Consider the following 12,691-nt stretch of genomic DNA (forward strand, 5'->3'; position numbering starts at 1 on the left):
GATCTGCGATGGCCCACCTGCTGTCCTCTCGGCTGCAGGCGAGCGATGGCGTCAACTGCAGGGTGATGGAATGCGCTTTCGATCAACAGGCGACGCGCGCCGATCAACGTGCGCCAATCACCCCGGTCGCCAAAAGCGCATCGATCTCGCTGCCGTTCAGCCCGAGCAGTTCCGCAAGCACTTCGGCGTTGTTCTCACCCACCATTGGCGGCGCGGCAGGTTCGACCGCAGGGCTTGCCGACAGGCGATGCGGACTACGCACACCGGGGACAGCGCCATGTGCGCTTGGCATCGAGAGGCTTAGCCCGCGATGTTGCGCCTGCGGGTCGGCAAAGGCCGCGTCCAGGCTGTTGATCGGCCCGCACGGCACGGCATGCTGCGAGAGCAATGCCATCCACTCCTCGGTCGTTCTTGCGGCCAGCAGTTCGGTAATGATCGGCACCAGCGCGGGACGGTTGGCAGTCCGCAGCGCGTTGGTGGTGAAGCGTGGATCATCCGCGAGCTCGGGTCGTCCCGCCTGTCGCACGAAGCGCGAGAACTGCCCATCATTGCCGATCGCGAGGATGATGTGCCCGTCCCTTGTCGGAAAGGCCTGATACGGCGTGATGCTGGGATGCTCATTGCCGATCCGCCCCGGTGCCTCGCCTGAAGCCAGATAGCCCAGCGCCTGATTGGCCATCGACGCGACCGCGACGTCGAACAGCGCCATGTCGATCTGCTGCCCCTCGCCCGTCGCCTCTGCGTGGCGCAGGGCAGCAAGGATCGCAATCGTCGCGTTGAGACCCGTGAGCACATCGGCAAGCGCAACGCCGACGCGATACGGTTCACCGCCAATCGGGCCGGTGACGCTCATCAGCCCTGACATGCCCTGAATCATGAAGTCGTAGCCGGCTTCATGCGCGCGCGGGCCATCCTGTCCAAAGCCGGTGATCGAGCAATATACGAGCTTTGGATTGACCGCCTTCAGCGAGTCCCAGTCGAGCCCATAGGCCTTGAGCCCGCCCTGCTTGAAATTCTCGACGACGATGTCGGACTTTGCCGCGAGCGCGCGAACGATCTCCTGCCCCCGTTCGGAGGCGAGATCGATCGCAAGCGACTTCTTGTTGCGATTGGCCGAGAGATAATAGCTGCTGGTCAGCCGTTCCCCCGCCTCGTTGTAAAACCAGGGCGGCCCCCAGGCGCGGGTATCATCCCCCGCACCGGGGCGCTCGACCTTGATGACCTCGGCGCCCAGATCGGCGAGCTGCATCGTCGCCCATGGCCCCGCGAGCACGCGCGAAAGATCGAGGACGCGTACGCCCGCGAGCGGCGCCACCATCAGCTAAAAGCCTGAATGCCCGTGATCGCGCGGCCGAGGATCAGCGCGTGGATGTCGTGCGTGCCTTCATAGGTGTTCACCGTCTCGAGGTTCACGACATGGCGGATGACGTGGAATTCATCAGCAATGCCGTTGCCGCCGTGCATGTCGCGCGCGACACGCGCGATATCGAGCGCCTTGCCGCAATTGTTGCGCTTGATCAGGCTCACCATCTCGGGCGCCCAGGTGCCCGCATCGATGTTGCGGCCGACCGTCAGCGCGGCGTTGAGGCCGAGCGCGATCTCGGTCTCCATGTTGGCAAGCTTCAACTGCGGGATCTGGTTGGCCGCCAGGGGCCGCCCGAACTGCTGGCGGTCGAGCACATATTGCCGTGCGCGGTGAAAACAGTCTTCCGCCGCGCCCATCGAGCCCCATGCAATGCCGTAGCGCGCCTTGTTGAGACAGCCGAACGGTCCGCCAAGGCCGTGCGCATTGGGGAGCAGATTATCCTCGGGAACGAAGACGTCGTCCATCACGATCTCGCCCGTGATCGAGGCGCGGAGCGACATCTTGCCCTCGATCTTGGGGAAGCTCAGCCCCTCCATTCCTTTTTCGAGGATGAAGCCACGGATCACGCCGTCGAGCTTGGCCCAGACCACCGCGATATCGGCGATCGGCGAATTGGTGATCCACATCTTCGAGCCCGTCAGGCGGTATCCGCCATCTGCAGCGACGGCGCGGGTCTTCATGCCGCCGGGATCCGACCCTGCGTCGGGTTCGGTCAGCCCGAAGCAGCCGACAATCTCGCCACTTGCGAGCCGCGGTAGATATTTCTGGCGCTGCTCCTCGGTGCCATAGGCGTGGATCGGGTGCATGACGAGCGACGACTGAACGCTCATCGCCGAGCGATAGCCCGAGTCCACGCGTTCGACCGCGCGCGCGACGAGGCCATAGGCGACATGGCTCACGCCCGCGCAGCCATAACCGTCGATCGTCGCACCCAGCAGCCCGAGTTCGCCCAGCTCATTCATGATCTCGCGGTCGAAGCGCTCCTCGCGCGTCGCGGTCAGCACGCGCGGCAGCAGCTTGCTTTGCGCATAGTTCTCCGCGGTATCGCGAATCATCCGCTCGTCGTCGGTAAGCTGTGCGTCGAGAAGAAAGGGATCATCCCATTTGAAAGGCGTGAAAGCGGCCATCGATCATCCTGTCCTGAAGAGATTTGTTGCGGCTGCCTATGCCGCAGCCCGAGCGCGCAGCCAACCCCCGCCCGCTGCGCGCAACGGGCCGGGCAGCGTCGTCACATCGGACGCCAGCCGTGGCCTGGCTTCGCTTAACTTCGCAAACTTCTCACAAACGCGCATCTTGATTCGTCCCTCCACGGCGCGGGCCGGACGGCCTCTTGCGGACCATGCCAGTATCGCGCGGTGTAGGACAGATGCTCAGCCGTTCACCACCTGCTCGATCACCCCGAAAATCGGGTGGTGTTGCTCGTCCTCCATCCAGATGCGGACGGTATCGCCCGATTTCATGAAGGGAGTCGTGGGGCTGCCCGACTGGATCGTCTCGATCATGCGGATCTCGGCGATGCAGCTATAGCCGAGCCCGCCTTCGGCAATCGGCTTGCCCGGGCCGCCGCCCGCGTCGCGGTTGGAGACGGTGCCCGATCCAATGATAGTGCCTGCGACAAGCGCGCGCGTCTTCGCCGCATGCGCGACCAGCGTCCCGAAATCGAAGGTCATATCCTCGCCCGCATCGGCGCGGCCAAAAGGCTGGCCGTTATAATCGACATGGAGCGCGCCCGAGAGCTTGCCGTCCTTCCAGCGATCGCCCAGCGCATCGGGGGTGACGAACACCGGCGACATCGCGCTTGCGGGCTTGGACTGAAAGAAGCCGAAACCCTTGGCGAGCTCGCCGGGAATGAGGTTGCGAAGTGACACGTCATTGGTAAGGCCGACAAGGCGGATCGCTGCGAGCGCCTGCTCGCGCGTCGCGCCCTGCGGCACATCGCCTGTCACGACGACGACCTCGGCTTCCATGTCACAGCCCCAGCTTTCATCGGCGAGCGGGATTGGATCGCGCGGCGCAAGGAAGCCGTCGGAGCCGCCCTGATACATCAGCGGATCGTGCCAGAAGCTGTCGGGCAGCTCGGCGCCGCGCGCCTGCCGGACGAGCGCAACATGGTTCACATAGGCCGAGCCGTCCGCCCATTGATAGGCGCGCGGCAGCGGTGACGCGGCCTCGCGCTCGTGGAAGCGCTCCTTGGGGATGGCATCATGCCCGAGGTCGGTGGCGAGGTTGCGGAGATCGCGCTCGACGCGGTCCCAATCGTCGAGTGCGGACTGGAGCGTCGGCGCGATGTGGCTGGCGTCCGCGTACCAGGCGAGGTCGTTCGACACCACGACGAGTTTTCCGTCGCGTCCCGCCTTCAGGCTTGCCAGCTTCATACGCATTCTCCCGGTTCTGGTTTTGCCAACCTGTTTCGCACGCCGACGGTCAAGCCCCAAGCGCCGAATCGCGCGACTGGTATCAATTGCAACTACACCTGTCCATTTCCCCTACGGAACTGACGCGAACGGAAAGCCACTTGACGAAAACGTCAGGTGCGGCTCCCTTTGGAGGAGAGTACCAATAACAGAAACACCGGAGAGGAAGCCCCCATGTCACTCGATCAGCTCGCGCGCACCGCCTATTCGGAGGATCACGAAGCCTTCCGCCAGACCGTCCGCCGCTTCATGCAGGAAGAGGTCGCGCCCAATGCCGCAAAATGGGAGGACGCGGGAATCGTCGACAAGGCGGTTTGGCCCAAGGCGGGCGAGCTGGGCCTGCTCTGCCCCACCGTGCCCGAGGAATATGGCGGGCTCGGCCTCGACTTCGGCTATAACGCGATCGTCGACGAGGAAGCCGCCTATCATGGCGGCGTCGCGCTGGGCTTCTCGCTCCAGTCCGACATCGTCGTGAACTACATCGTTTCTTATGGTTCCGAAGAGCAGAAGAAGCAGTGGCTCCCCAAGCTCGTCTCGGGCGAGGTGGTGACCGCAATCGCGATGACCGAGCCCGGTGTCGGCTCCGACCTTCAGGGCATCCGGACCACCGCGAAGAAGGATGGCAACCATTATGTCATCAATGGCTCCAAGACCTACATCACCAACGGCCAGAATGCCGATCTGATCCTCGTCTGCGCCAAGACCGACACCGAGGTGCAGCCGGCGTGGAAGGGCGTGTCGATCATCCTCGTCGAGGCTGATCGTCAAGGCTTCGAGCGCGGGCGCAACCTCGACAAGATCGGGCAGGATGCGGCCGACACATCGGAGCTGTTCTTCAACGACGTTCGTGTGCCGATGACCAACTGCCTCGGCGAAGAGGGCAAAGGCTTCATCTATCTGATGAGCGAGTTGCCGCAGGAGCGCCTTTCGATCGCGGTCTCGGCGCAGTCTTCGGCGCAAAAGGCCTATGACGATACCGTCGAATTCGTGCGCGAGCGCAAGGCGTTCGGCAAGCCCGTAATCGACTTCCAGAACACGCGCTTCACGCTCGCTGATCTCAAGTCGAAGCTCCAGGTCGGTTGGGCGCATCTCGACTGGGCGCTTGCCAGGCACATGAAAAAGGAGCTCACGCCCGAGGAAGGCGCTGCCGCCAAGCTGTGGCACACCGAGCTGCAATGGGAGGTGATGGACAAGTGCCTCCAGCTCCACGGCGGCGCTGGCTATATGAACGAATATCCGATCGCCCGCGCCTGGCGCGGCGCGCGCGTCACGCGGATCTTCGGCGGCACCAACGAGATCATGAAGGAACTGATCGGGCGGAAGCTGTAAATGACGCGAAAGGGGGCCGGATAAGCATCGCTGTCCGGCCCCAAGGACGCCGAGGAAGACTCAGCGTGATCCGAGCGCGACGCGCAGGTTTATGCCGAATTCACGGGGCGCGAGCGTGCTGATCCCGTAATAGTCCGACACGTAGTTCAGAGAGCCCGTGAAAGTCCGGATCGACGCGGAAAGCGGCGCGCCGCCACGGCTCAGGATGCGCTGGGTGTTGAACACGTTTTTCGCGAAGAGCGACACTTCCCAGCTTCCATCGGGATCGCGCGCGCCTGTGTAGAGATTGAGGAGCGCATAGCCCTTCACGTCATCCAGCGAATTATTGGGGTCGTTTGCGTTGTCGGGCGTGTAGTTGAGCAACCCGCGGACAAAGCCGTCGGACCAGTCGGCAAGCGTGAAACCCGCCTCCGATTGCAGATTGGCGTTCCATTTCGGCGCAAAGGTGGCGCGGCCACTGAATTCGCACTGCGAAACATTCTCTCCAGCGCCCACGGCCGCTTGCAGTTGCGCCAATGTGGGCAGCGGCGCGTTGACGTCTGGAACCCCGTCGCCATTGAGGTCGGTGCAGGCGACAAGGCCATTGCGGATCCTGCCATCCGCATAGCTGAAGTTCGCGGCCACGCTCCAGCGTGGCATGATCTGGAACGAAGCCTCGGCTTCCACGCCCTCGACGCGCGCGGGAACGCCCGCGACGAAGTTGAACGAGGCAACCGCCGGCCGCACCACGCCACCTTGCAGCGCATAGTTGACATAATAGACCGACGGGCCGCGATAGACGTAGTCGTCGAAATCCTGACGATACAGGCTCAGGTTGAAGCGACCGCGCTTGTCGAAAAACGACGCCTTCAGACCGATCTCGTAGGATGTCGACGTTTCGGGCGGCAGATCGAAGAAGGATTGTTCGCGCGGCGTCGGGCGAAGATTGAAATCGCCGACCGCAAATGCGCCCGGCCGCCATGAACTGCCAACCGTGGCATAGACCATAAAATCGTCGTTGAACCGATATTTGGCCGATGCCGTATAGATCGTGGCATCGAATTTCTCGGTCTGATCCGGGATGGGACGCGTGCCGCCCGTCACGATCGACGAGAAGCTCTTATACTCGATATAGCGCAGCCCTCCGGACAGTTCGAGACTGTCGCCCACATGCGCCGTCACGTTCGCGAAGCCCGATTTCTCGGTCGAGTTGCCATCGCGTACGATGGGGGTGAGATTGATGAGCCCCACCCGCGTCGGGGTCGCGAGAATCGGCGTTTCCTGCGTCAGTCTGCTTGGTGTCTTGTTGCGATCGTAAAGGCCGCCGATCACATAGTCGAAAATTCCCGCAAGCCGTTCCTCGGATGCCAGCCGGATTTCGTGGGACTCGCGCATTGCGCGTCCGTGCGTGCACTGGAAATAGACCTGGTTCGTGGGGATAGTGCCCGTACGCACGCCCTGCTCCGCACAGACGGCCTCATTGCCTGCGGGATCGCGAAACTGGCGCTGCACCAAAGGAAATCGCGGCGGCGCGAAATAGTCCGCGCCATCCTGAGCGCCCATCGACGCGAAATCCTGGCTGTTGTAGGACCCGACATAGCTGAAGACCTGGCCGACAAAGCGAAGGTCGGCGTTCCAAGTGTAGATCTCCTGGTTCTGCGCGCCGACGGTGCCTGCATCCTCTATCGCCAGTCGGTCGAAAGCGCCGATGGCGGGCGGTGCCACGGATGGCGCCCCCGTCACGAAGCTTGCCGATTGGACCTGCCCATATTGCAGGTTCTGCTGCTCCAGCGTCTGGTACATGAAGTTGGCCGAAAGCCAGTCGGTCGGCTCGAACCGGGCGGTCGCCCGGATCGCCTTCGTCTCGCGGAACGGCGCACGGCTGAATTGGCCGTCTTCCTTGATCGAATGCACGCGATTGCCGTCATTATCGTCGTACACGCCGGCAATTCGCACGCCGAGCATGTCCCGGATGATAGGCAGGTTCAAGGCAAAGTCGCCCTTATAGGCGTCGCTGTCGGTGGCGGTCAGATTCGCGACCATCCCCACCTCGCCCAGATCGGGCCGGCGCGTGGTGACCGTGATCGACCCCGAGGGCGAGGCGCGGCCACGCAGCGTGCCCTGCGGTCCCCGCAGCAGTTCGAGCTGCCCGACATCGAACATCGACTGGAACAGGAAGTTCGACGAAATGGGCGCATCGTTCAGATAGAATTCGACGGTCGCGTTGTTCCCGCTGGCCTCGGGATTGAAGGCGACGCCGCGCACGGTGGCCGATGTCGAAAAGCTGCCGGTGCCACTAAGCGTCAGACCGGGAACCACAGCCTGAATGTCTCTGAAATTGCGGATATTGAGCTTGTCGATCTGGTCTGCGGTGACGACGTTGACAGTTTGCGGCACGTCCTGGAGCGATTCCTCCCTGCGTCGTGCGGTCACCACGATATCGCCGGTGAGCTCCGCATTGCCGGCCTCCGTACCTTGCGTCTCGACAAGTCCCTGCGCAACTGCCGGTGAGGTCAGCGATACAAGTCCGGCGCTGGCCAGCATCAGTGATTTTGATATTTTCATTAAACCTCCCCCATGATTTATTTTATACCAATTCTCACATATCCAATCTTTTCTTTAAAGAGACAGAGATCAATTCTTCTATTTTGGAAGATTTATTTATGTGAAACGTTGTAGCTGTGCGTGACAAACTTCAGGTGAGCATCCCCAATCTTCTGGCGCGATCTCATGAACCGCCCACGTTCGTCGCGCGCCCATGTCGTGCAGCTCTGGCTCTTCAGACGGTCATGAGGTGCCCGGAGTCTCCGCTTGCGCTTGAGTTCGCAGACCCGGCCTTGCCGCTATGGCCGTGACAAACCTGCCTGTTGGGCACGTGTTTCTCGAGAATTGCGGAAGTTGCAGCATTGGCGGCGAAGTCGCTGACCGATGTATCCGCCGACGGGTATCGTGCAGCTTGGCGCTCGTATTGCGCCTCGGCAGCCAATCGCAGGCAACGATGAGAGGGCCGCAGTCAAAGATGCTTTCAGCGCATATCGCCTCCCAATGAGTTGGCCAGGCCGAGCACGAGCGACATCATCGCTACGCCGCCTAATCTTTTTATTGATCTTGATGAATGACCTAGCAGCCAAGTTTCGGATTTGTTTGTCTGAACAGACAAGAACCAATCAACTTGGTGGGAATTCCACGAAGCCCAGCAATCGTCGCAAAAAGGCGAAGTTCTTCTATTGAAATTGGGCGCCGATGTGACGGCGGCAGCGGGCCGATTGTGTCAGCATTGACAAAGACGGACAAACAGAGCTGATCAGAACCAATTTGGCCCTGCTCCCATTTTCCGTCACCGCCATCGCGTCGGGCGATAGGAAACTCTCCCCGCCCCTCCGCTTGCTGCAACAGGGGATCACAGGGCCTTCCCTATCGCGACTTGTCGACGGTGCTCGGTTGCGCGGTGTTCCGGGCCGGTCCGCGCCTGAGGATGTGCCCGCGCGCGGGAAAATCGTCGAAGCATTGCAGGTTGCCGTCCCGCGTTTCGACGATCTCGAACCCTTCCGAACGATAGAGCGCCAGCGCGGGATCGTTGCCTACCAATACCGAAACGCGCATCTCGCCCTCCCAAAGAGCGATCGCATGACGCAGCAACCGGCGAGCGATCCCTCGGCGGTAAAGGTCGGGGTCGGTGTAGAGCCACGCAATCTCTCCCGCGTCGGTCGCGATGAAACCGCTGACGACACCATCGAGGACGGCAACGCATAACGTCCCATCGAACAGCCCCTCGTCATGCGCTATCTCGGCGAGCGGACGAAAGGCATCGACGCCGACGGTGAGCCAGAGTTCATCCAGCCGGGCACGGTCATGGACATGGGCGATCACATCCCAGTCGCCGGAAACATAGTCGCGTATCAAAAACGTGCCGGGCATCGGCAGTCCTTCCCTTGAATGAAGATGCGTGACCGGCTCGCCCGTGCCCACGGGCGAGCCGGTGCCTTACGCGTCTATGAAGACGGGCTCGTCATCGATGGCGCCCGATTGCCGGTCGAACAGCCGGCGATAGGTGCCGCGGGAATCCGCGAGCAGCGCTTCGTGATCGCCATCCTCGACGATCCGGCCCTGTTCGAAGACGAGGATCCGGTCGAGCGTGCGCACCGTCGACAGGCGGTGCGCGATGACGATCGCGGTCCTGCCCGTCATCAGCCGGTCCATCGCCTGCTGGATCAGCGCCTCGCTTTCCGAGTCAAGGCTCGAGGTTGCCTCATCGAGGATCAGGATCGGCGCATCGGCGAGGAAGGCGCGCGCAAGCGCCACGCGCTGACGTTCGCCGCCCGACAGCTTCACCCCGCGCTCGCCCACCAGCGTGGCATAGCCGCGTGGCAAGCGCGCGATGAAATCATGCGCATTGGCGAGCTTCGCCGCGCGCTCGATTTCCGCCTGCGATGCCGATGGCCGGGCATAGGCGATATTGTCGGCAAGGCTCCTGTGAAACAGGATCGGCTCCTGCTGCACGATCGCGATCTGCTGTCGCAGCGATTGCTGCGTCGCGTGCGACACGTCCTGCCCATCGATGAGCACGCGGCCTTCGGACACGTCGTAAAGCCGCTGGATGAGCTTGACGAAGCTCGTCTTGCCCGAGCCCGAATGGCCGACAAGCCCGACACGCTCGCCGCCGCGAATGACGACCGAGAGATCGTCATAGAGCGGCGTGTCATGCCCGCCATAGCGGAAGGTGACATGGTCGAAACGCACCTCGCCCGCCGTGATGCGGATGGGCTTCGCATCGGCGCGATCCTCGATGCCCAGCGGCTGCTCGTGGATCTCGACCAGTTCCTCCATCTCGTTCACCGAACGCTGGAGGTGATGGACGTGATAGCCGATATCGACGAGATAGCCGTGGACGACGAAATAGCTCGTCAGCACATAGGTGACATCGCCGGGGGTCGCGTGCCCCCGCCACCACAGCCACAGCGCTGTCCCCGTGATCGCGGTGCGCACGACCCAGAGCACCGCCACCTGCGCGGTGCCCGACCAGGTGTAGCGCATCCATGTCCGCCGCGTACGCTTGCGCCATTTGGCCGTAAGCCAGCCGAGCCGCTGCTCCTCTCTCTCCTCGGCGCCGAATGCCTTGACCACCGCGTTCGAACCGATCGCATCGGAAAGCAGCCCGCCCATCCTGGTGTCCCAGGCATTGGACAGCGACGATGCCGGCGCGGCCCAGAGCGTCGCGACCAGCACCGTCATCGCGATATAGGCGACAGCGCCCGCCGCCATCACGATGCCGAGCACGGGCCACTGCGCGCCGAGCAGCAGCATCGTGCCGAGCAGCACGACGAGCGAGGGCAGAAGCTGGAGCAGCAGCACATCGTTCAATGTGTCGAACGCCCACATGCCGCGCGTGATCTTCCGGACGACCGAGCCCGCGAAGCTGTTGGCGTGCCAGTCGGTCGAGAAGCGCTGGACGCGGTGGAAGGTGTCCTGCGTCACGTCGCCCATGATGCGCAGCGTGAAGGGCACGACGCCCGCCCATGCGAAATGGCGCAACGCCACCGTCGCAAGACCAAGCGCGGCCATCGCCGCGAACAGTGTCAGCGCGTGATCACGCGCGTCCGCGGTCAGCGCGTCGACAAGGCGTCCAGCGAACAGCGGCACGAAGATTTCGGCGGCGGTCGCGGCCGAAATCGTCAGCGCGATCGCCACGGCGCGCGTTTTCTGGTGCGCCCAGTGGCGGAAAGTGAAGGCGAGAACGGCACGGACTACGCCCGTGCGGCCTTTGGCCGATATATTGGTCATGTCGTGAACCGGCGCGATCGCGCCGTCTCCAATAACGATGTCAGGAAATGCGATGCGGGGGAAAGGCCCGCATCAGGGTGGCTTCAGAACCTAGTGGCGGAGAACGCCGCTATTGCATCTGAACCTGCCGAGGGCGTGGGATGCGGTGGATGCTGTCATCTTGGCCCTCCTTCTGTCTTCGCGTGGAACAAATGGCTCTGTATCATCGGTTCGCGCTTTGCGCAAGCCGTTGGCAAGGCTTGGGAAATGACACAGGTTCTCATCAAGGAGCAGATCGTTGGCAAATCGCTGCAAATGGGCCGAAGGCGACGCGTTGATGAGCGCCTATCACGATGCCGAATGGGGCGTGCCGGTGCGCGATTCGCGCATGTTGTGGGAGATGCTCCAGCTCGAGGGCTTTCAGGCGGGGCTGTCGTGGCGGACGATCCTCTACAGACGCGAAGGATTTCGGACGGCCTTCGCGGGCTTCGATCCGGAAAAGTTCGCGCGCTTCACGCCCGCGGACGTCGAGCGGCTGATGGGCGATCCCGGCATCATCCGTGCGCGCGCCAAGATCGAGGCCACGATCGGCAATGCCCGCGCCTATCTTACGATGCGTGACGCTGGCGAGGATTTTGCAGATTTCGCGTGGGATTTCGTCAACGGCAAATCCATCCGCGGCAACGGGATTGACGTTCCAGCCAGCACCCCGCTCTCGGTCGACATCTCGAAAGCGCTCAAGAAGCGCGGCTACAAGTTCGTCGGCCCGGTGATCGTCTATGCATGGATGCAGGCGGTGGGGCTGGTCAACGACCATGCCCCCGATTGCCTTCGCCGCGACGCAACCAGCGTCTGAATTCCCTCTTGCACAATAGCGGATCAAGACTGAACTGAAAGGAACCTTGTCATGAGCACGATCACCACCAGCGACGGCACCGAGATCTTCTACAAGGACTGGGGCAGCAAGGACGCGCAGCCGATCGTCTTCTCGCATGGCTGGCCGCTCAGCGCCGATGCCTGGGATCCCCAGCTCGTCTTCTTCGCCGGTGCCGGATACCGCGTCATTGCGCATGACCGCCGCAGCCATGGCCGCTCCGCACAGGTCTGGGACAATAATACCATGGACCAGTATGGAGACGACCTCGGCGAGCTGATCGAGCAGCTCGACCTCAAGAACGTCATCCTGATCGGCCACTCGACGGGCGGCGGCGAGGTCACTCGCTATCTCGGCCGGCATGGCACGGGCCGTGTGACGAAAGTCGTGCTGGTCGGCGCGGTCCCCCCGCTGATGCTCAAGACCGAAGCCAATCCCGGCGGCCTTCCCCTCGATGTGTTCGACGGTATTCGCAAGGGCACCTATGACAATCGCTCGCAGTTCTTCTACGACCTCACGATACCCTTCTATGGCTATAACCGCGAAGGCGCGAAGATTTCCGAAGGCGTGCGCCAGGAATTCTGGCGCGAGGGTATGATGGGCGGCCTCAAGGGCCAGCTCGACTCTATCAAGGCCTTCTCGGAAAGCGACTTCACCGACGACCTCAAAAAGATCGATGTGCCGACGCTCGTCCTCCACGGCGACGACGACCAGATCGTACCGATCGGCGCCTCAGCGCTGATGACCTCCGGGCTGGTCAAGGGCTCAACCCTTAAAGTCTACGAAGGCAGCAGCCACGGCCTCGCCCAGATCGAGGCGGACCGTTTCAACGCCGACGTCCTCGCCTTTCTGAAGGGCTGACACGCCGTAGTTGCGGACGGGGCAATGCGCCGGTGCGGCGGGTTGTCCCTTTCGCGTCTTCACAGCGCATCGCTCACACCCTAAACCCGCCGGCGGAGGTCGTCGTCG

Annotated in this window: 9 protein-coding genes; 3 read left to right on the plus strand and 6 right to left on the minus strand. The window is 62.6% G+C overall.

Annotated features, from left to right (window positions below; translation table 11 throughout):
- Positions 1 to 103: 103 nt before the first annotated feature.
- From D3876_RS18715 to D3876_RS18725, 3 genes are all read right to left on the minus strand, one after another.
- Positions 104 to 1,318, minus strand: a complete 1,215-nt coding sequence (locus D3876_RS18715; protein ID WP_220475487.1) for a CaiB/BaiF CoA transferase family protein — start codon at positions 1,316 to 1,318, stop codon at positions 104 to 106.
- Complete coding sequence (locus D3876_RS18720) at positions 1,318 to 2,493, minus strand: acyl-CoA dehydrogenase (RefSeq protein WP_119765078.1); 1,176 nt, start codon at positions 2,491 to 2,493, stop codon at positions 1,318 to 1,320. Before D3876_RS18720 ends, D3876_RS18715 begins: the two co-directional genes overlap by 1 nt.
- Positions 2,494 to 2,736: 243 nt before the next feature.
- Positions 2,737 to 3,741, minus strand: coding sequence for a fumarylacetoacetate hydrolase family protein (locus tag D3876_RS18725; RefSeq protein ID WP_119765080.1), 1,005 nt, complete (start codon positions 3,739 to 3,741; stop codon positions 2,737 to 2,739).
- 213 nt (positions 3,742 to 3,954) lie between these two features.
- Between D3876_RS18725 and D3876_RS18730 the strand changes: the two genes are divergently transcribed.
- Positions 3,955 to 5,109: an acyl-CoA dehydrogenase family protein gene (locus D3876_RS18730; RefSeq protein WP_119765082.1), complete on the plus strand. Its 1,155-nt coding sequence runs from the start codon at positions 3,955 to 3,957 to the stop codon at positions 5,107 to 5,109.
- Between the two features lie 60 nt (positions 5,110 to 5,169).
- On the opposite strand, the gene D3876_RS18735 is transcribed toward D3876_RS18730, so the two are convergent.
- From D3876_RS18735 to D3876_RS18745, 3 genes are all read right to left on the minus strand, one after another.
- Positions 5,170 to 7,653, minus strand: coding sequence for a TonB-dependent receptor (locus D3876_RS18735; protein ID WP_119765084.1), 2,484 nt, complete (start codon positions 7,651 to 7,653; stop codon positions 5,170 to 5,172).
- A gap of 849 nt (positions 7,654 to 8,502) precedes the next feature.
- Complete coding sequence (locus D3876_RS18740; RefSeq protein ID WP_119765086.1) at positions 8,503 to 9,006, minus strand: GNAT family N-acetyltransferase; 504 nt, start codon at positions 9,004 to 9,006, stop codon at positions 8,503 to 8,505.
- A 66-nt stretch (positions 9,007 to 9,072) separates the two neighbouring features.
- Positions 9,073 to 10,869: an ABC transporter ATP-binding protein gene (locus D3876_RS18745; RefSeq protein ID WP_119765088.1), complete on the minus strand. Its 1,797-nt coding sequence runs from the start codon at positions 10,867 to 10,869 to the stop codon at positions 9,073 to 9,075.
- Between the two features lie 277 nt (positions 10,870 to 11,146).
- Between D3876_RS18745 and D3876_RS18750 the strand changes: the two genes are divergently transcribed.
- Positions 11,147 to 11,704: a DNA-3-methyladenine glycosylase I gene (locus D3876_RS18750; RefSeq protein ID WP_420801980.1), complete on the plus strand. Its 558-nt coding sequence runs from the start codon at positions 11,147 to 11,149 to the stop codon at positions 11,702 to 11,704.
- 51 nt (positions 11,705 to 11,755) lie between these two features.
- The gene (locus D3876_RS18755) at positions 11,756 to 12,583 is read left to right on the plus strand and encodes an alpha/beta fold hydrolase (protein ID WP_119765090.1); all 828 of its coding nucleotides are present in this window, start codon (positions 11,756 to 11,758) and stop codon (positions 12,581 to 12,583) included.
- Positions 12,584 to 12,691 lie beyond the last annotated feature (108 nt).

The organism is Sphingomonas cavernae (genome assembly GCF_003590775.1).
In the GTDB taxonomy this organism is placed as follows: domain Bacteria; phylum Pseudomonadota; class Alphaproteobacteria; order Sphingomonadales; family Sphingomonadaceae; genus Sphingobium_A; species Sphingobium_A cavernae.

Coding starts and splice junctions, on each gene's coding strand:
- D3876_RS18715 (WP_220475487.1), bottom strand. CDS start 1,318: ATGGTGGCGCCGCTCGCGGGCGTACGCGTCCTCGATCTTTCGCGCGTG.
- D3876_RS18720 (WP_119765078.1), bottom strand. CDS start 2,493: ATGGCCGCTTTCACGCCTTTCAAATGGGATGATCCCTTTCTTCTCGAC.
- D3876_RS18725 (WP_119765080.1), bottom strand. CDS start 3,741: ATGAAGCTGGCAAGCCTGAAGGCGGGACGCGACGGAAAACTCGTCGTG.
- D3876_RS18730 (WP_119765082.1), top strand. CDS start 3,955: ATGTCACTCGATCAGCTCGCGCGCACCGCCTATTCGGAGGATCACGAA.
- D3876_RS18735 (WP_119765084.1), bottom strand. CDS start 7,653: ATGAAAATATCAAAATCACTGATGCTGGCCAGCGCCGGACTTGTATCG.
- D3876_RS18740 (WP_119765086.1), bottom strand. CDS start 9,006: ATGCCCGGCACGTTTTTGATACGCGACTATGTTTCCGGCGACTGGGAT.
- D3876_RS18745 (WP_119765088.1), bottom strand. CDS start 10,869: ATGACCAATATATCGGCCAAAGGCCGCACGGGCGTAGTCCGTGCCGTT.
- D3876_RS18755 (WP_119765090.1), top strand. CDS start 11,756: ATGAGCACGATCACCACCAGCGACGGCACCGAGATCTTCTACAAGGAC.